Annotated in this window: 19 protein-coding genes; 13 read left to right on the top strand and 6 right to left on the bottom strand. The window is 68.9% G+C overall.

All coding sequences use genetic code 11. From position 1 onward, the window contains the following. The first annotated feature begins 5 nt into the window (after positions 1 to 5). Genes HEB94_RS14010 through HEB94_RS13995 form a run of 4 tightly spaced genes read left to right on the top strand, consistent with a single transcriptional unit; the run spans position 6 to position 4,042 of the window. Complete coding sequence (locus HEB94_RS14010) at positions 6 to 992, top strand: ABC transporter permease (RefSeq protein ID WP_192750290.1); 987 nt, start codon at positions 6 to 8, stop codon at positions 990 to 992. Further along, on the top strand, positions 989 to 1,987 hold the full coding sequence (locus HEB94_RS14005) for an ABC transporter permease (RefSeq protein WP_192750289.1): 999 nt from the start codon (positions 989 to 991) through the stop codon (positions 1,985 to 1,987). The genes HEB94_RS14010 and HEB94_RS14005 overlap by 4 nt, the downstream gene beginning before the upstream one ends. After that, on the top strand, positions 1,968 to 3,011 hold the full coding sequence (locus tag HEB94_RS14000; RefSeq protein ID WP_192750288.1) for an oligopeptide/dipeptide ABC transporter ATP-binding protein: 1,044 nt from the start codon (positions 1,968 to 1,970) through the stop codon (positions 3,009 to 3,011). The genes HEB94_RS14005 and HEB94_RS14000 overlap by 20 nt, the downstream gene beginning before the upstream one ends. Further along, a complete protein-coding gene (locus tag HEB94_RS13995) occupies positions 3,008 to 4,042 on the top strand; it encodes an ABC transporter ATP-binding protein (RefSeq protein WP_192750287.1) in 1,035 nt (344 codons plus the stop codon). The genes HEB94_RS14000 and HEB94_RS13995 overlap by 4 nt, the downstream gene beginning before the upstream one ends. 31 nt (positions 4,043 to 4,073) lie before the next feature. Here HEB94_RS13995 and HEB94_RS13990 read toward each other — a convergent pair whose 3' ends face one another. Beyond that, the gene (locus tag HEB94_RS13990; protein WP_192750286.1) at positions 4,074 to 4,253 is read right to left on the bottom strand and encodes a hypothetical protein; all 180 of its coding nucleotides are present in this window, start codon (positions 4,251 to 4,253) and stop codon (positions 4,074 to 4,076) included. A 101-nt stretch (positions 4,254 to 4,354) separates the two neighbouring features. Here HEB94_RS13990 and HEB94_RS13985 point away from each other — a divergent pair, with 101 nt between their 5' ends. Continuing rightward, on the top strand, positions 4,355 to 4,828 hold the full coding sequence (locus tag HEB94_RS13985; protein WP_192750285.1) for a MarR family winged helix-turn-helix transcriptional regulator: 474 nt from the start codon (positions 4,355 to 4,357) through the stop codon (positions 4,826 to 4,828). A 6-nt stretch (positions 4,829 to 4,834) separates the two neighbouring features. On the opposite strand, the gene HEB94_RS13980 is transcribed toward HEB94_RS13985, so the two are convergent. Together HEB94_RS13980 and HEB94_RS13975 are read right to left on the bottom strand one after the other, a co-directional pair. After that, positions 4,835 to 5,659: a phytanoyl-CoA dioxygenase family protein gene (locus HEB94_RS13980; protein ID WP_192750284.1), complete on the bottom strand. Its 825-nt coding sequence runs from the start codon at positions 5,657 to 5,659 to the stop codon at positions 4,835 to 4,837. 136 nt (positions 5,660 to 5,795) lie between these two features. Continuing rightward, entirely contained in the window at positions 5,796 to 6,563 is a 768-nt protein-coding gene (locus HEB94_RS13975; protein WP_192750283.1) for a glucose 1-dehydrogenase, read from the bottom strand. Between the two features lie 162 nt (positions 6,564 to 6,725). On the opposite strand from HEB94_RS13975, the gene HEB94_RS13970 reads away from it, so the two are divergent. Further along, positions 6,726 to 7,814 (top strand): mandelate racemase/muconate lactonizing enzyme family protein, encoded by a 1,089-nt coding sequence (locus tag HEB94_RS13970; RefSeq protein WP_192750282.1) that lies wholly within the window; start codon positions 6,726 to 6,728, stop codon positions 7,812 to 7,814. Between the two features lie 68 nt (positions 7,815 to 7,882). Here the strand turns inward: HEB94_RS13970 and HEB94_RS13965 are convergent, their stop codons facing one another. Further along, a complete protein-coding gene (locus HEB94_RS13965; protein WP_192750281.1) occupies positions 7,883 to 8,680 on the bottom strand; it encodes a class I SAM-dependent methyltransferase in 798 nt (265 codons plus the stop codon). A 255-nt stretch (positions 8,681 to 8,935) separates the two neighbouring features. On the opposite strand from HEB94_RS13965, the gene HEB94_RS13960 reads away from it, so the two are divergent. Further along, the gene (locus tag HEB94_RS13960) at positions 8,936 to 10,339 is read left to right on the top strand and encodes an HNH endonuclease signature motif containing protein (protein ID WP_192750280.1); all 1,404 of its coding nucleotides are present in this window, start codon (positions 8,936 to 8,938) and stop codon (positions 10,337 to 10,339) included. On the opposite strand, the gene HEB94_RS13955 is transcribed toward HEB94_RS13960, so the two are convergent. After that, positions 10,326 to 11,084 (bottom strand): methyltransferase domain-containing protein, encoded by a 759-nt coding sequence (locus tag HEB94_RS13955; protein WP_202896341.1) that lies wholly within the window; start codon positions 11,082 to 11,084, stop codon positions 10,326 to 10,328. The genes HEB94_RS13960 and HEB94_RS13955 overlap by 14 nt on opposite strands. 194 nt (positions 11,085 to 11,278) lie before the next feature. Between HEB94_RS13955 and HEB94_RS13950 the strand changes: the two genes are divergently transcribed. The 3 genes from HEB94_RS13950 (at position 11,279) to HEB94_RS13940 (ending at position 14,009) form a co-directional block, all read left to right on the top strand. Continuing rightward, entirely contained in the window at positions 11,279 to 12,028 is a 750-nt protein-coding gene (locus HEB94_RS13950; RefSeq protein WP_192750279.1) for a hypothetical protein, read from the top strand. Positions 12,029 to 12,126: 98 nt separating this feature from the next. Further along, entirely contained in the window at positions 12,127 to 12,678 is a 552-nt protein-coding gene (locus HEB94_RS13945; RefSeq protein WP_192750278.1) for an ArsR/SmtB family transcription factor, read from the top strand. Then, a complete protein-coding gene (locus HEB94_RS13940) occupies positions 12,675 to 14,009 on the top strand; it encodes an MFS transporter (RefSeq protein ID WP_192750277.1) in 1,335 nt (444 codons plus the stop codon). The genes HEB94_RS13945 and HEB94_RS13940 overlap by 4 nt, the downstream gene beginning before the upstream one ends. Here the strand turns inward: HEB94_RS13940 and HEB94_RS13935 are convergent. Next, on the bottom strand, positions 13,985 to 15,496 hold the full coding sequence (locus HEB94_RS13935) for a hypothetical protein (RefSeq protein WP_192750276.1): 1,512 nt from the start codon (positions 15,494 to 15,496) through the stop codon (positions 13,985 to 13,987). The two genes, HEB94_RS13940 and HEB94_RS13935, sit on opposite strands and share 25 nt — an antisense overlap. 145 nt (positions 15,497 to 15,641) lie before the next feature. Here HEB94_RS13935 and HEB94_RS13930 point away from each other — a divergent pair, with 145 nt between their 5' ends. From HEB94_RS13930 to HEB94_RS13920, 3 genes are all read left to right on the top strand, one after another. Next, complete coding sequence (locus HEB94_RS13930) at positions 15,642 to 16,469, top strand: SAM-dependent methyltransferase (protein WP_192750275.1); 828 nt, start codon at positions 15,642 to 15,644, stop codon at positions 16,467 to 16,469. Positions 16,470 to 16,538: 69 nt separating this feature from the next. Then, positions 16,539 to 17,270, top strand: coding sequence for a methyltransferase domain-containing protein (locus HEB94_RS13925; protein ID WP_202896340.1), 732 nt, complete (start codon positions 16,539 to 16,541; stop codon positions 17,268 to 17,270). A 73-nt stretch (positions 17,271 to 17,343) separates the two neighbouring features. Further along, complete coding sequence (locus HEB94_RS13920) at positions 17,344 to 18,243, top strand: methyltransferase domain-containing protein (protein WP_192750274.1); 900 nt, start codon at positions 17,344 to 17,346, stop codon at positions 18,241 to 18,243. Positions 18,244 to 18,265: the final 22 nt, after the last annotated feature.

Here is an 18,265-nt window from a genome sequence, read left to right as displayed (position 1 = left end):
CAGCGATGCCGCGAATCCTCCGCCGGCTGGAGTTCTTCGTCGTCACGTTCTGGGCAGCGGTGAGCATCAACTTCCTGCTGCCCAGACTGATGCCCGGTGATCCGATCCAGCAGATGATGGCCCGGATGAAGGGCCAGATCACCGGCTCCCGCCGACACTCCCTCGAGGTGATGCTCGGCCTCAACACCCACGAACCCCTGTGGAAGCAGTACATCTCCTACTGGGGCCAGGTGTTCAGGTTCGACTTCGGTTCCTCGATCACGTACTTCCCCGACAGCGTCACCAGCGTCATCTCGATCGCGATCCCGTGGACCCTCGGCCTGGTCGGTGTCACCACGGTGCTCGCGTTCCTGCTCGGCACGCTGTTGGGGGCGACGGCCGCGTGGCGGCGGGGCGGCGCCCTGGACAGCGTGCTGCCGCCGGTGTTCATCGTCGTCGGCGCGCTGCCCTTCTTCTGGGTGGGGCTGTTGTTCCTCTACCTGTTCGGCGTCCTGCTCCAGTGGGCGCCGATCGGCTTCGGGTACGACATCACCGCGGGCGAGCTGGCCTTCAACTGGCCGACGATCGTGCAGATCGTTTCGCACGCCTTCCTGCCCGCGACGGTGATCATCCTGACGTCCATCGGCGGCTGGATCCTCACCATGCGCAACACGATGATCGGCGTCATGGGCGAGGACTACGTGAAGATGGCGCGGGCGAAGGGGCTCCCGTCGAGCCGGATCATGGTGCAGTACGCCAGCCGCAACGCGATCCTGCCCAACCTCACCGGCTTCGCCATGTCGCTGGGCTTCGTGATCAGCGGTGCGCTCCTGGTCGAACTCGTCTTCACCTACCCGGGCGTGGGTTACCTCCTCGTCCAGGCGGTCACCGGCCAGGACTACCCACTGATGCAGGCACTCTTCCTGCTCATCACCGCGGCCACCCTCGTCTCCGTCCTGATCGCGGACGGGGTCACCTACATCCTCGACCCGCGCACCCGGGGCAAGGCATGACGACCGACACGACGGACCTCGACACCCCGATCGACGCGACGCCGCCTGGGCACGGCCGGGACAGGCACCGCGGCGCGATCGGGAACCTGCTGCACTCCATCGCCGGAAACCCCAAGGCGCTCACCGGTGCGATCATCCTGGGCGTCTTCGTCCTGGTCGGGATCTTCGCACCGCTGATCGCCCCCTACGATCCGCAGGTCACCGGCCTCGGCCAGGGGGTCGGTCCAAGCGGTGACCATCTGCTGGGTACGACGTCGTACGGGCAGGACATCTTCTCCCAACTGGTCTACGGCACCCGGCAGTCGCTGCTGATCGCCTTCCTGGTGGGTGGTGTCGCGACGGTGGTCTCCGCGCTCGTCGGAGTCGCCGCGGCCTATGTCGGCAACCTGCCCGACCACCTGCTGTCCCTGCTCACCGACATCTTCCTCGTCCTCCCGAGTCTCCCGTTGTTGATCGTCATCTCGTCCTACATCCGGCAGAGCGGCGTCATGGTGATGGTGCTCGTGATCGCGGTGACGAGTTGGGCCTACGGCGCTCGACAGTTCCGGGCGCAGGCGTTGTCCCTGCGCAACCGGGAGTTCCTGGAGGCCGCCCGGGTCCGTGGTGAGCGCACGTCGTACACCATCGTCTTCGAGATCCTCCCCACCATGTCCGGACTGCTGGTCGCCAACTTCCTCGGTGCGGCCGTCTACGGCGTCCTCGCCGTCGCGGGACTGCAGTTCATCGGCCTCGGCGACATCTCCTCGATCAGCTGGGGCAGCATGATGCACTGGGCGGAGAACAACGAGGCCCTGCAAGCCGGGACCCCGCTGTGGGACCTCGCACCTGGCCTGTGCATCGCCCTCCTGGGCGCGAGCTTCTCTCTGATCAACTACGCGTTCGACGAGGTCAGCAACCCCGCGCTGCGGCCCCCGCGCCGTCGGCGCAAGGTGGGCCCGGCGCGCGGACCACGTACACCGAGGAGGAGGCTCGAAGGTGCCGAAACCACGGGATAGCGCCGGCGCTCCGGCCGACCCGGCAGCCCGACCGGATCGTCAAGTCCTACTTGACGTCGAGGACCTGGTGGTGGAGTACGGCGTCGACGAACCGGTCCGCGCCGTCGACCACGTGAGCCTACGCGTCCGCCGGGGCGAGTTCGTCGGCATCGTGGGCGAGTCGGGCTGTGGCAAGTCCACCCTGCTCTACGCCATCGCCCGGCTGCTCAGCCCACCTGCCCGGATCGTCTCCGGCACGGTCGACTTCAACGGCCATCACATGGTCGAGTTGACCGAGGACGAGCTGCGCCACATCCGCTGGCGGGACTACTCCGTCGTCATGCAGAGCGCCATGAACGCACTCAACCCGGTGCTCTCCATCGGCGCCCAGCTACGCGACGCGATCGCCGCGCACGAGAAGGTGTCGGCGGCGACGATGCGGACCCGCGCGGAGGAGGTCCTCCGGCTGGTCGGGATCGACCCGATCCACCTGAGCAGCTACCCGCACCAGCTCTCCGGCGGCATGCGGCAACGCGCGATGATCGCCATGGCACTGGTGTTCCGACCGGACCTGGTCATCATGGACGAGCCCACGTCGGCACTGGACGTCGTGGCCCAGCGGTCGCTGATGCGACGCGTGAAGCAACTACAGGAGGAGTTCGGGTTCGCCGTCCTCTTCGTCACCCACGACATGTCGCTGGTGAGTCACTACTCCGACCGGCTCGCCATCATGTACGCCGGTCAGCTGGTCGAACTCGGCCCGACGAGCGAGGTCTTCGCCCAGGCGCGCCACCCCTACAGCGTCGGCCTGCTGCAGGCGTTCCCGTCACTGCGCGGACCGCGCCGGGAGCTGACCGGGATCCCCGGTAGTCCGCCCGACCTGCGTCATCCGCCCGCGGGCTGCCGGTTCCAGGCCCGCTGCCCCCAGGTGATGGACGTCTGCCGACAGGAGCCGGCGACCTACCAGGTCGGGCGCGCCGAACTCGTCCGCTGTCACCTGTACGCGCCGTCGCGACGGACGCCCGAGCCGGTGGAGCCACGATGACCTCGCCAAACGGATCCACCACCACGGCCGACGACGCCGTCGGGCCACGTGCCGTGCTGTCGGCCACCGGCCTGACCCGTCACTTCAAGGTGGGCGGGGCGTTCGGCCGCCGTACTCTCCATGCCGTCGACGAGGTCGACCTGGTGATCGGCGAACGCGAGATCGTCGCGCTCGTCGGCGAGAGTGGCAGCGGCAAGAGCACCGTCGCCCGGCTCCTCGCCCTGCTCTACCCCGTGACGGCCGGCGAGATCCGCTACCACGGCCAGCCCGTACGCGCCCTGCGCACGCGCGCCCAGAAGCTCGACTACCGACGCCGCGTCCAGATGGTCTTCCAGGACCCCTACAGCTCGCTCAGCCCGGTCTACCCCGTCTCGCACGCGATCCTGCGCTCGCTGCGGCTGCACCGTCCCGAACTCTCCGCGGCTGCTCGGCGCGACGAGGCCGAACGCCTGCTGGACCTCGTGGGGCTCACCCCACCGCACGAGGTGATGCAGAAGTACCCGTACGAGCTCAGTGGTGGGCAGCGGCAGCGGATCGGTTTCGCGGCCGCGCTGGCCTGTCGACCCGAGGTGATCCTGGCGGACGAGCCCGTCTCGATGCTCGACGTCTCGATCCGGATCGGGGTGCTCAACCTGATGGCGCGGCTGCGGGAGCAGGAGGGTGTCTCGTTCCTGTACATCACCCACGACCTGGCCAGCGCGCGGTACGTCGCCGACCGGATGATGGTGATGTACGCCGGGCACGTGGTGGAGAGCGGCCCCTGCGAGGAGGTGCTGGCCCGACCGAAGCACCCTTACACCCAGCTACTGCTGTCGGCCGCACCCGATCCCGGAGCGGCCCCGGACGAGGGGTCGGCGTCGGAGGACTACGGCGAGCCGCCCCGGGTGGTCGACCCGGAGGAGGGTTGTCGGTTCCGGCCGAGGTGCCCGCTCGCGATCGAGGTGTGCGACACCGTCACTCCCAAGCTCGGCGACATCGTGCCCGGCCACGCGGCCGCGTGCCATGTCGCGGCGAGCGAGGTACGCGGGTAGAGCCTGGAGCCGCGGCCCGTACGCCGTTCGGTCAGGCTGCCCGAGCGCCTTCCGTCGCCTTCGCCACCCGGGCGGCGCGTTCGCGCTCCATGCGTCGGCGTGGATCGATCGCGTCGGGGAGTTCGGCCGGCCCCATGACGTGCAGCAACAACCAGAGCGTGCGCCAGCGGAATCGGTACCACAGGCTCAGTCCAGGGTGCTTCTTGCTCATCAGGGCTCCTCGGTTCCGACAGCGTTCCATCACTTTGTACACCAATGCTTGGTGTACCAATTGATAGGGTAGCCAGGGACCGTTCGAAGGAGAGAAGGAAGATGCCGGACTCGACCGCGGCGCCGGTTCCAGCCGCGACCTCAGAGGCGGCGAACCTGCTGGCCCTGGACCGACAGGTCTGCTTTGCCCTCGCCGTCGCCTCACGCAGCGTGATCGCCCTCTACCGTCCGCTGTTGGAACCCATGGGCCTCACCCACCCGCAGTACCTCGTGATGCTCGCCCTGTGGGAGGAGTCGCCCCTCTCGGTGAAGCAGCTGAGCCGGCTGCTCCAACTCGACCCGGGCACCCTCTCGCCCCTGCTCAAGCGGCTGGAAACCAGCGGTTACGTCCGCCGCCAGCGTGACCCCAGGGACGAACGCTCCCTGGCGGTCACACTGACCGAGGCCGGAGACGACCTCCGGGCCGAGGCCGAGAAGATTCCGCCCGCGATCATCGAGCGGCTGGGCATGACCATCCCGGAACTCGAGGAACTCCACGCGTCGCTGACCAGAGTGATCGCCGCGGCCAACGCCTGACAGCGGTCACGGGACCGGCGCGGGTGCCGGCGGCCGGGCCGGCACGACGGGCTGCAGGATCGCGCGACGGGCCGGGGTCAGCCGGTCGAGCAACGGCTGGGAGTACTCGTAGTTGAACCTCGTCCGCGCCCACGACGGGCCGTAGCGGTAGATGAGGATCCGGCGTTCGCCCTCGTTGGTGCGGCTGCTGCCGCCGTGCATGAGGCCGTCCACGAACAGCAGCGCGTCGCCCTTCTTCAGGTACGCCGGCACCGCGCCCTCCAGATGGTCCATCCGGTCGCCGCGTGCGTAGTCACCTTCCAGCGGGTGCGGGAAGTTGGACTTGTGGCTGCCCGGGACGACCATCGTCGCCCCGTCACCCTCACCGATGTCGGTGAGCGCCAGGATGATGTTGACCTGCCCGCAGCGGAAGACGCCGTTCTTGTAGCCGTACGCCCCTCGCATCGCGCCGTGGTATCCCCCGCTGTGCACCGGGTGGTGACCACCCGAGCGGCGGATCGAGGCGATGCACTCGTCGATGAAGACCCCGCGTACGTAGCTGTCGTCCTCACCGCCGTAGCGCAGGACGTGCTCGATCCAGGACGGGTGGTCGATCAACCGCTCGAACGGCTCGCCCGCCTCGACGCAGTTGTGCAGCTCGAAGCCGGTCTCCTCGGTGTAGTCGCGGCGTTGGGCGTTGCCCCACCATTCACCCGGCGCGAGGTCGGGGAAGTCGTCGAACGCGCGGTTGAGTTCGTCGACCAACTCCGGTTGGACGGCGTTCTCGAGGATCAGGTACCCGCGCAGGTCGAACAGGAAGTCGTCCAGCGGCGTCGGCTTCTTCGGTTCCACGTGCTCCCACCCTCTCGACACGATCGTGCTCGCCGGCCGGGGCGCGCGACGCGTCGCCCTCCCGGTTCGGGAACGAGGCTAGGCGGGAGGATCCGGGCGTACCTCCGGCATCCTCCGCTCTCCTTCCCGGATACTCCTAGAAGACGGTGTAGCCGCCGTCGATGACCAGGACGGAGCCGGTCATGAAGGACGCCGCCGGACTGGCCAGGAAGACCACGCTCGGAGCGATCTCCTCGGGTACGGCGTAGCGCTGCTGGGGCGCGTCCTCGATCCAGTTCCGACGAAACTCCGGCCGGTCGACGGGCGCCATGTCGGTCTTGACGTAACCGGGCGCGACCGCGTTGACGCGGATGCCGGCCGACGCCCATTCGGCCGCGAGCGACTTCGTGAGCTGGTGGACCGCGGCCTTCGACGCGTTGTACGCCGGCTGCCACTGTGGCCGGTTGACGATCAGGCCGGAGATCGAACCCACGTTGACGATCGAGCCGCCGCCGTGGTCGGCCATGTACCGCCCCGCGGCCAGGCAGCACTTCCACAACGCGCGGACGTTGAGGTCGAAGACCTGGTCCCACGCCTCGTCGCTGACCTTCCACGACTCCTCGTGGAAGCACACGCCGGCGTTGTTGACGAGGATGTCGAGCCCACCGAACGCCGCGACCGTCTCCTCGATCGCCCGGTCGATGTCGGCCTGGACCGTGATGTCGCCGGTGATGGCCAGCGCCTTCAGGCCGTTGTCGGCCAGATCCCGCACCGCGGTCTGGTTGAGGGTCTCGTCGCGGGACACGAACGCCACCTCGGCGCCGGCCTGCGCCAGGGCCATCGTGAAGGTCCGTCCGAGTCCGCGGTTTCCTCCTGTGACGAGAGCTTTCCGGCCCTTGAGACTGAAGCTGTCCAAGACGTTCACGTGCGGTCCTTTCGATGCGGTGAAGCCGGAGCGCCCGACTCACCGTCCGGTGGTGGTCAGATCCTGCACCGGGACGCTGACCAAAGCCATCCTGGGGCCGTGCGGCGCTGGTGCCGGACGAGTACGGTCGTCGCGGCAGGGCCGCTGCGGTGGAGGAGAACCATGGGCAAGGTGGTCAGCGCGTCGGCGTACCTCGTCGATCTCGAGGTGGAGACACCACGTCACGACGCGGTGCAGTCGTTCGTCAAGCAGGAGACGGTGTTCGTCGAGATCACGACCGATGACGGCCACACCGGCCTCGGTTACAGCTACACGATCGGCACCGGCGGCCGCGCCGTCGTCGCGCTGCTTCGTACCGACCTGCTGCCCCGACTCCACGGCCGCGAGGCGGGCGACATCGAGGCCGTGTGGTCGCAGCTGTACGCCGTCACCCGGGCCACCAGCATCGGTGTCGTCACCGCACTGGCGCTCGCCGCCGTCGACACCGCCCTGTGGGACATCCGCTGTCAGCGCGCCGGCGAACCCCTGTGGCGGATGGCCGGTGGATACCGTCAGGAGGTGCCGGTCTACGACACCGAGGGTGGCTGGCTGCAACTCCCGACCGAGGAGCTCGTCCGCGGTGCCCTTGCGGCCCGTGACGCCGGTTGGACCGGCGTGAAGGTCAAGGTCGGCAAGCCCAGGGTCGCCACCGACGTCGCACGGATCGCCGCCGTACGTGCGGCGGTCGGGCCCGAGCTCGAGATCATGGTCGATGCCAACCAGTCGTTGACAGTGGCCGACGCGACCCGGCGGGCCCGCGCGTTCGAGGAACTCGACGTCGCGTGGTTCGAGGAGCCGCTCCCGGCCGACGACGTCTCCGGCCACGCCGCGCTCGCACGGGCGAGCTCGGTTCCCGTCGCCGTGGGCGAGTCGTTGTACTCCCTCGGACAGTTCCGGGCCTACCTCGAGGCGGGGGCCGTGGGCATCGTGCAGGTCGACGTCGCCCGGATCGGCGGGATCACGCCCTGGCTGAAGGTCGCCCACCTGGCCGAGGCGTTCAACGTGAAGGTCGCTCCGCACTTCCTCATGGAGCTGCACGTCAGCCTCGCGGCCGCTGTACCCAACGGTCTCTACGTCGAGCACATCCCGCAACTACGGGCCATCACGACGGAGGAGATGCGGATCGTCGACGGTCACGCGGTCGCGTCCGACTCACCAGGCCTGGGCATCGCGTGGGACCTCGACGCGATCAACGACCGGCGGGTGGCCTGAGCGTAGGACGCGTCGGCTCGGATACGGCGCTGGTTCGGATACGGCACCGGTTCTGATACGGCGCTGGTTCAGATGCGGCGGCCGATCGTCAGGACGGACGCCCAGTGTCTGGTCAGCTGACCGTCGGGGCGCTCGGCGAGGCGGCGGCGGATCTCCGCGTACAGGTGGCTCCGCTTGGCCTCCCCCATCGCGATGTGGCCGGAGAACGTGTCGAGCAGGGCGATGTACCGGTCGGCGGAGTAGCGGCGACCCCAGACATAGCGCCGTACGCCCGCGCTCACGAAGTGGCCTGACGCCTCGAACTCCTCCAGGTGATCCGGCAGGGTGTCAGGCAGCGGCGGCGGCCACTCGTCGTCCTCCCGCGTCTCACCGAGCTCCTCGTAGACCTCCTGGATCTCGGGGAAGAACGGGTCGTAGCCTGCCGGGAAGGCGTGCGTGGCGTTCCACACCGCGAGGTGGCCGCCGGGTCGGAGCACCTCGGCGGCCTTCGCGTACTTGATCTCGGGGTCGACCCACGCCCAGGCCGTCGCGGCGTAGACGAGTGAGAACGACACATCCTTCGGGACGGCCCAGTGCTCGAAGGACGACGTGATCACCTCGACCTGGGGAAAGGCGGCGAGGTGGTGGCGAGCCTGCTCCGCCAGACCCGGACCGAGCTCGACCGTGGTGATCGGGAAGCCGGCCCGGGCGAGCGGCAAGGTCGCCTTTCCTGGCCCGCATCCCACCTCCAGCAGGCGATCCGGCGGGCTCACGCCGGTGATCTGGAGTAGGTCGGCGTACAAGTCGTCGGGATAGTTGGGTCGGGCCGCCTGATAGTTGGCCGCCGCGCTGTCGAAGGTCGTTCGCAACTGCCGATAGTCGGACATGGGCCCATCATCGCAGGACCTCGCAACGGGTAAAGGCGCATACGGTCGCGCCACGCGGAGGCCGTACGACTTCTTTGGCAGCAGCCTTGACCCGGCCGAGGTGCTGGGTGGGGTGGATGAAGAATCGTCGCGAGTCGCCTGGTTCGGTTTGACGCCAAACCTGACGGAAAATTGTCAGAAGAGGTTTCGGCTGGTTGCCCTGGGGGCCCTTGTTTTACAGGGGTTTCTGTCGGTGGTCGGGTCTAGGGTTTGGTCATGGACATCGACACCGGGGAAGGCTTCGCGCATCCGTTGATGCGTTGGCTTGCCGATGTCGGTGCGGGTGTTGACGCGGCGATCGAGTGCCCAACCCTGTCGTTGCCGTTGGATGAGCATGAATCGGCGTTGCGGCAGATCGCTGTCTACGAGGCGAAGCTGGCATCTCTTCGGTTGAGGTTGACGCGGCAGGCGGAGTTGAGCGAGGTCAGGAAGCTGACCGGTGCTGCGAACACTGCGGGTTGGGTGCAGCAGGTGACGCGGATGGGGCGTCGTGAGGCGTCGGTGTCGGTGCGGTTGGCGAAGGCGCTGGACCAGACGCTCCGTTCGACGGGTGAAGCCCTCTCTGACGGTGAGATTTCGTTGGGTCAGGCACAGGTGATCGAACGCGCGATCCGACGGTTACCCAACGACGTCGACGCCGACGTGAAGGCGGAGGCGGAAGCGTTCCTGCTCGACAGTGCGCAGGCGCTTGATGTCGATGACCTGGACAAGGCCGGCAAACACCTCTACGAAGTGATCGCACCCGAGGACGCCGAACGCCGGATCGGGAAGCAACTGGAAGAGCAGGAACGCAGAGCCCGAGAGAACCGCACCCTGAGCTTCGGCCCGGTCCGCGACGGGATGGGCACGGTTTTCCTGCGGGCGGATCTGCCGACCCTGGCGATCCTGCAGGCGCTCCTGGATCCGCTGGCTCGGCCGCGTCCGAGCGGTCCTGACGGGCCGGACCTGCGCAGCAGCGAACGCCGTCAGGCCGACGCGTTCGCCGAGCTCCTCAGCCAGGCGCAGGCTGCCGTCGACGCACCTGCCCGCGGGAGCATCAGGCCGCGCCTCACGGTGACGGTGAACCACGACGACCTCGTGGCCCGGCTCGGCTACGGCACCCTCAACTCCGTGCTCACCGACTCCGGCCCCGCGCATCTGAAGGTAAAGACCCACAGGGACGAGGACGGGAGCGGGGGACACGCGGTAATCGGTTACCGGATCACGGGGCCGCCATTGTCAGCGACGCTGGTGCGGCAACTGGCGTGTGACGCCGAGATCATCCCGGTCGTCCTCGGGGGCGACGGCGCCGTCCTCGACCTCGGGCGCGGCACCCGCCTGTTCACCTCCTCCCAGCGACACGCCCTCGCCGAACGCGACGGCTACTTCTGCCACTTCCCCGACTGCCGACGGCCCGAGAAGTGGACCGAAGCGCATCACATCCAGCATTGGGTGGACGGCGGAGCGACCGACCTGAACAACGGTGTCCTCCTGTGCCAACACCACCACACCGTCATCCACACGAAGGGCTGGACCGTGCGGATGGGACCCGACGGGCACCCCGAATACATCCCGCCGCCGTGGGTGGACCGCTACCAGAACGTCATCCGCCCCAACGACCACAGCATCATCCGAGGCTGAGGGACCAGCGCATGGGCTTGGTCGCGCTCACCACGCGGGTACTCATCCACGGACCGCCCCACCACATGCGCCAGCCAAGGGGGCGGACGCGCACGTCGACGAGACCCAGTGCCGTCAGTCGGCGCAGGTACTCGCCGGTGGCACTGATGTCCGTGACGACCAGTCGGCCACCAGGGCGCAGGACCCGTACCGCCTCGTCGATCGCTCGGGCCCGGCCCTCCGGCGTTCGCACGTTGTGGATCGCCAGGCTGGAGACGACCGCGTCGAACCCGTCGCTCTCGAACGGGAGCGCCATCATGTCCCCCGTATGAAGCTCGACCCGGTCGCTGACCCCCTCGGCGACCGCGTTGTGCTCGGTGACCTCCTGCGCGTTGCCGGACTGGTCGACCGTACGCCAGAGGTCCACGCCGACCGCGCGCCCCGAGTCGAGCCGACCCGCGGCCATCAGCAGGACCGCACCCCTGCCGCAACCGATGTCGAGCAGCCGCTCGTGACCGCGCAGGCCGAGTTCGTCGAGGAGCCTCGACCAGACCTGGAACTTCCCCCGCCACGTCGCGTGCATGTACACGAGCAGGCTCACGACCATCAGGGCGGCGAGGAGAAACGGCAACCAGCCAACGGCGATGCCTCTCATGACGGTGGCCACGACGCCGACGACCGTCAGCGCGACGGCGGCGCCCGCGAAGCCGAGCGGTACGAAGGGTGCGTCGACGCCGTACGAGCCACGTCGGTGGATCCGGCTCACGATCCCCGTCCCCGATCTCTCCTGGGCCCTGCCCGAGGCATGCCCTGGGTCGATGCCGACCCGGTCAGGCGATCAGCCCCGCCACGGTAGCCGACCATCGATCTTCGGACGCGATCAGTACCCCGCTCGGGTTCCAGCGGTCCGGGTTGCTCCACCCCTTGCCCGGCCGTCCCCGGCCCGGCCATAGTCGGGCCATGCCGAACGGGGAACGCCGAAGTCGCCGGCGCTGGGGTGTCCAGGCCTCCGTCCTCGCCGAACCAGGCAAGGAGCCCAAGGTGTGCCGCGTCTTCCGCATGTCGCGTCCACCGAAGTCGGGATCGGGCCTCACCGTCCGCGGACTCGACCTCGACTCCGTGCCCGACGCGACGGTCTACGACAACGGCACGGTGCTGACGCCGCGGCTGCGCCTGGTCGGCACCAACGACCTGTGGACTCTCACCCTGACCGAGCCCGCGACGCTCGCCGCCGACGATCCCGCGCTGTCGGAGTCGACAGTCGGTGACTGGAGCCTCCCGGACACGGCGTGCCCGGACCCCGGCGACGAACCCGCCACCGCCGACCAACGGCAGGACGCCATCACCTACGCCGAGGGTCAACCGGATGTCGGCTACGTCTGGCTCACTGAGCACCAGCGCGTCCTCAATGCGTCGTTCACGGGGGACCTGGAACGTCATCGGCGGGAGTTGCGGGCGCTCTACCCCGGGCCACTGTGCGTGGTCGAGGCCGCGGCGTCGATCGCGGACCTGAGGAGCCTGCAGCGATCTCTCCACGTGGACCAAGACGTCCTCGAGGCCCGCGGCATCGTCGTGCTCGGATCCAGCATTCCGAGGGGCTCGGTGGTCGTCATCGCCGCGGCTGCCGGGCCGGAGGAGGTCGACTTCCTGAAGGAGCGGTACGGGCCCCTACTGATGGTGACCAGCTGGCTCCGCCTGCTCGAGGACTGAGCCTCTCGAACCCCACGCCGGCCGTCGTCGGACACGTACGACCCGACCCCCAAAGAACTGCTTGACGGTCGCCGGCTTGGACCCCTAAGGTCCCCAACATGTCTTTGGACGTCGCAGCGCTCCGCGCCAGCGCACACCCGATCAGGCTCCGCATGCTGTCGCTGCTCACCGGGGCGGCCATGTCCGCGACCGAGCTCGCCCAGGAGCTCGACATCACCCACGCCAACGCGTCCTATCACCTGCGGGTCCTGGCCGCCGCCGGGATCGTGGAGGCGGCCGGGGAGGAGAACGTGCGAGGCGGCGTCGTGAAGCGCTACCGCCACCCCACCCGCACGGCGGCGGATGAGTGCGCCGGGCAGGCGGTCGGAACCGATCCGGAGGGACAGCTGCTCGTCTGGCAGGCGATCGCCCACGAGCTGATCCGCCGCGCCCAGGACCAGGCGGTCGACACCGAACGGCCCAGCCCCAGCGCCCTGTGCGACGCCGAGTTGTGGGTCGACCCCGAGGTCTGGAAACGCGCCGTGCGGCTCGCCGGCGACGCGGCCCTACTGCTCCACGAGAACGCACAGCCTCCACGTACCGACGGCACCCTGCACGTCAACGCGACCATGGCACTCTTCGAGATGACGACGAAGGAACCGAAGCGATGATCGATCGTGCGTCTCTCGCACCGTTGCGGCACACCGGCTTCCGGTACTTCCTCGGTGCCCGCTTCGCCACCCTGCTGGGCAGCGCCATCGCGCCGGTCGCCGTCGCGTTCGCCGTCCTCGACATCACCCACTCGGCGTCGGCGCTCGGCCTGGTGCTCGCCGCACGCACGATCCCGCTCATCCTGCTCGTGTTGTTCGGCGGCGTCCTCGCCGACCGGATCCGGCGCGATGTCGTACTCGTCGCCTCCAACCTCGTCTGCCTCGGCACCCAGTCACTGGCCGCCGTCCTGCTGCTCACCGGCACCGCCGAGGTCTGGCAGCTCGCCGCCATCGAGGCCGTGAACGGCGCGGCCGCGGCGTTCACCTTCCCTGCCCTGCAAGGGCTGATTCCCCAGTTGGTCGCTCGTTCCGAACTGCAGCAGGCAAACGCCCTCAGCGGGCTCGTCCGCAACGTCACGACGATCGGCGGCGGAGCGGTCGCCGGCGCCGTCGTCGGATTCCTTGGCTCCGGTTGGGGACTCGCGTTCGACGCCGCGACCTTCGGCATCGCCGCGCTGTTGATCTCCCGGGTGCGACTCGTGCGGACTCGCCGCGAGTCCCCGTCCGAGTCGACACTGCACGATCTTCGGGTTGGTTGGCGCGAGTTCGTCTCTCGCCGCTGGGTGTGGGTGATCGTGGCGGCGTTCTCCGTGATCAACGCCATCATCGCGGGCGCCGTCAACACCCTCGGACCACTCGTCGCCGACGAGACCTTCGGCCGGGTCGGCTGGGGGCTGCTGAACTCCGCGATGGGCGTCGGCCTGGTCCTGGGTGCCCTGGTGATGCTGCGCTGGCGGCCCCAGCGACCGATGGTCGTCGGCATGCTCGGCATGGGGTTGACCGCGGTGGAGGTGCTGCTGCTGGGGTTGCATCCGTCGCTCGTCCTGCTTCTCACGGTCGCACTGGTCGTCGGGATCGGCAGCGACTTCTTCGGCATCGGATGGGAGACGGCGCTCCAACAGCACGTCCCGCAGGACAGGCTGTCCCGGGTGGCCTCCTACGACGCTCTCGGGTCCCTGGTCGCGATGCCCGTCGGGCAACTCCTGGCCGGGCCCCTGGCCGACGCCTTCGGTGTCTCGAACGTCATCGTGGGCGGTGGGGTGCTCATGGCGGCCGTCATCCTCCTCACCCTCGCGGATCCGTCGGTACGCGGACTGCGCCGACTCGACGAGACACCCGCGGCACAGGCGGAGGCGGAGGCCGCGCCGGCGCAGCCTCCGGCGGGGCCGGCTCTCACGGTTGCGGACGGGATCCCAGACGCACCAGATCAGTCCGAACGAACCCCGATGTAGGCGTTGGCGGGATCGCCTTCGGTGGACGCCGAGACCGGTGAGCCGTCGTCGAGGACCAGGACGGCGGCGACGTGCAGGAGATTGCCGGTCTCGGCGTTCCACTTCGCCAGTTCGATCCGTACGTCGTAGGCGGCGCGGAGTCCGGCCGGTGTGCCGTCCGCGCGCGGCGGAGGAAGTTCGGCCGTCCAGGCGTGGGTCCCGTTCGCGCCCGCACCCAACTGCAACGAGGTCCAGGGTGCGGACCGACCCGCTGGCCGATACGCGACGGTGAGTCCGTCGCGGGTAGGCGGATTGGTGATTGTCAACCGCACCTTGACGGATGGAAGAGCAACGCCGGTGGCATTCTCGATGCTGAGCAGGAACTCCACCGCACCTGGCGCCCTGATCTCCTGCGGGAGCTGGACCTGGACCGTGGGCAGGACGACATGGAGCAGGCGTTCGGCCGTACCGAGATCGGCATCCTTGGCCGTGAGGTCGCGCAGTCGCAGCGACATCCGCGGGTTGGCTCCGCCCGTGCGGATGGCGCCCGGCAGGAGACGGACCCGCAGCCGGTAGGTGTGTCGGTAGCCGGCCGGAACGGTGAGTCCGTCGGCGATGGTGCCGACTACATGGTCGGCGGAGGTTCTCAGCGTTATGGGGTGCCAGCCTCCGTCACGAAACATCTCGAGCGTCGTACGGTCGTCTGCCACACCGTCGATGCGCAGGTCGAGTGCGGTCCGGTCGTAGGCCCGTCCGGTCGGATTGTCGACCTCCGCGGCGAACTCCACCGGCCCTCCACCCGGCCGCGCGGCCCTTGGCACGTTCAGGTTGACAGGGGTGCCGCGAGGCGGGTCGAGTGCGAACACGGGACCACGGACACTGCTCGCATGCCGCTGCCGGGTCTGGCCCGGCAGGTCGAGGATGACGCCGCCGCCGAAGCTGACCACTCCGGCCTCGGGCACGTAGCCGGCGGGCAGGGCGAAGCGCACGTCGTAGGTCGTGGTCGACCGTGGCGGGAGGTCGACGTGCATCGCACCGCTCTCGACGAGTTCGGGCTCGTCCGGGTTGGTCCAGTGCATGGGCAGGCGGGTCCAGGTGCCGCCGTGGTGGTACTCGATCCGCAGCGCGTTCGGGTCGTCGCCCCAGGCGGAGTAGCCGTAGGAGAAGGTGAGTCCCGCGCGTTCGTACGCCTTGCGGGTGGGGTTGGCCACGGTGACCTGGAACCTCGCGGGCGCGCCGCCCGGAGCGACGGCACAGTCGAGCGCCGTCGCGTCGACGATGCGCGGGCCACCGCCGGGAGTGGAGGAGACGGGCGTGCTGGTCGGCTGACAGTCGAGGTTGGTGCGCGCGGCCGGCGTCGTCCGCCGAACCGGGTCCGCGGCAGCGGGCGTTCCCGTGCTTTCCGCGTGGTGGGATGCCGCGCCGGCGCAACCACCGAGCAGGGCGAACGCCGCCACCAGCGCTGCGAGCGCGACGCCTCCACGGCGTCCGTACCGGCACACTGGCATACGTTCTCCCGTCGGATCCTTCCTCGTCAGCGCGATGACGCCCCAAGTTACGCGACCTCTGTAGGTATCGGCTCCGAAGGACGTGGTGACCGTGGTGCGAAGGACTCGGACATGCCAGACTTACCGAGACGATCTTGGAGGTCAGATGAGCGATGCCGAGGAAGTCCCCCCAGGCGTGGACCCGACGGTGCCGAGCGCCGGTCGCCTCTACGACTTCTACCTGGGCGGCACCGAACACCTGGAGATCGACCGGGCGGCGGCAGCGCACATCAAGGCCAAGGTCCCGGAGCTGGAGGACATCGCCTGGTCCAACCGTGGCTTCCTGCAGCGGGCGACCAGTTGGCTCGCCGCGGAGGCCGGCATCCGGCAGTTCATCGACATCGGCGCCGGCCTGCCCACCCGCAACAACACCCACGAGGCCGCGCAGAAGGTCACCGAGGACGCCCGCACCGTCTACGTCGACAACGACCCGATGATCCTCGCCCACGCGAAGGGTCTGCTCGCCGACGCGAAGAACACGACGTTCATCACCGGTGACCTGCGTGAACCCGACGAGATCCTCGACAACCCGGAGTTGCGCGGGCTGATCGACCTCGACCAACCCGTCGGCCTGGTGCTCGCGGCCGTCGTCCACTTCGTCTCCGACGAGTCCGATCCCTGGCAGTTGGTGAAGCGCTACATGAACGCGCTGACGCCCGGCAGCTATCTGGTCCTCTCACACATCACCGCCGACAAGGTGTCTCCGGCCGGTGTCCAGGCGTTCCTCGACGTTTACTCCAACGCGAGTGAGAAGGGCTACTTCCGGACGAAGGAGGAGGTGACCCGACTCTTCGACGGTCTGGAACTCGTTCCGCCGTACGAAGGGGCCGCGCCGAGCGTCACCTTCACCGGACTGTGGGGCGCCGAGGACCCGGAGGCGGCCGACAGCGACGGTTCGCGGTGGGGATACTGCGGAGTTGCCCGCCGGCCCTGAGGTCGGGCCTTCGACGCATGACCGCGGTTCGCGGGTGGTGGGTCTTCTCACCCGCACTAGGGTGTGACCGTGGACGTCGACGCTGACCAGGGGATCACGCACGACCGTCCCGGGTGGCTGCTCGACGAGGTGGGTAGCGCCGGCCGGGAGAACCTCGACGTCGACCACGTCCAGCGATACGACGTGAAGGAGGACGCCGCCGCCGCGAGCGAGGTCGCCCTCCTACGAGGCTGGGGCCTCGACGAGGACTCCCACGTCGTCGAGCTCGGCCCGGGCACGGGACAGTTCACTCTCGCGGTCGCGCCGACGTGCGCCCGGGTCGTCGCCGTCGACGTCTCCTCGGTGATGCTGGAGGTGCTTCGGACCAAGCTCGCGAGGGCACGCGTCCGCAACGTCGACGTCGCACAGGCCGGCTTCCTCACCTACGAGCACCACGGTCGGCCCGCCGACCTCGTCTACTCCCGTTACGCGCTTCACCATCTGCCTGACTTCTGGAAGGCCGTCGCCCTGACGCGAGCGCGTCACCTGCTCCGGCCGGGCGGAATTCTGCGGCTGTGGGATGTCGTCTACAGTTTCGATCCTTGCGAGGCGCAGGAACGCCTCGAGGCCTGGTGCGCGACCGGCCACGGAGAAGGTGGCGACGGGTGGAGCCGCGCCGAACTCGAAGAGCACGTTCGCGACGAGCACTCCACCTTCAGCTGGCTCCTGGAACCGATGATCGAACGCGCCGGCTTCGCCATCGAGGACGCGACGTACTCACCCGACGGGATGCTCGCGACCTACGTCGCCCGTGCTCGCTGACCACGGTGACCCCCGCGTAGACCGCCGGGTAAATCCAGTGGCCGCCGTACCGCCTACCACCTAGCGTGGCCGGGTGCCCCATTACACGCACTCCCTCGCATGGTTGCTGGGCCTGGAAGGCGTCGCGTTGCTTCGGGCTCAGGCCGGTGACGACGTAGGCCAGCACCCGAACGCCCCGGACAGTCCGGACTTCATCGAGGCGCGCATCGCGGAGATCCGTTCGCTGGTAGCCGATCCTGCGCTCCTCGCCAGGCCTGGCGGGACCGTCGGCCACGCGACCACCCGCGACGGTTACGCCATCTGGGCCGAGAGGTACGACGATCCCGGCAACCCGCTGATCGAGGTCGAAGAGCCAGTGGTGCGTCCACTTCTGGACGCGCTTCCGGTCGGTCGGGTGCTGGACGCGGCATGTGGGACGGGCCGGCACGCCGCGTACCTGCACACGCTCGGCCACGAGGTCGCGGGCGTCGACGGTTCGCCCGAGATGCTCACGCACGCCCGTCTCAAGGTCCCGGCCGGAGAGTTCAAGGAAGGCGCGCTCGACGCGTTGCCCTTCCCTGACGCGAGTTTCGACGCCGTTGTCTGCGCGCTCGCGCTGACCCACCAGCCACGGCTGGAACCTGTCCTGACCGAGTTCGCCCGCGTGCTTCGGCCCGGTGGGCAGGCGATCCTGTCCGACATCTACTGGCTGTCGCTCTACCTCGGTGGCGTGGCGAGCGTTTCCGGGCCGGAGGGTACGCGCGCGATGCCCGCCACCCGCTTCCTACCGTCGGACTACCTCACGGCCGCGCTGGCCGCCGGCTTCACGGTGGTGTCGTGTCACGAACCGCGATGGGGCGAGCGCGCCGGCGGGCACGGCGGCCCCGACGCCCAGCGCTACTGCCCCGAGGCGGTGCGGGCGGCCTGCCGCGACACGCCCGCACTGATCGTCTGGCAGCTCAGCCGCCCGCACCCGAACGGCGATCCTTCCTAGGTCAGGTCCTAGGTCAGGCCCC

This window comes from Actinopolymorpha pittospori (assembly GCF_014873875.1).
In the GTDB taxonomy this organism is placed as follows: domain Bacteria; phylum Actinomycetota; class Actinomycetes; order Propionibacteriales; family Actinopolymorphaceae; genus Actinopolymorpha; species Actinopolymorpha pittospori.
This window is presented reverse-complemented; position numbering and strand designations above follow the sequence as displayed.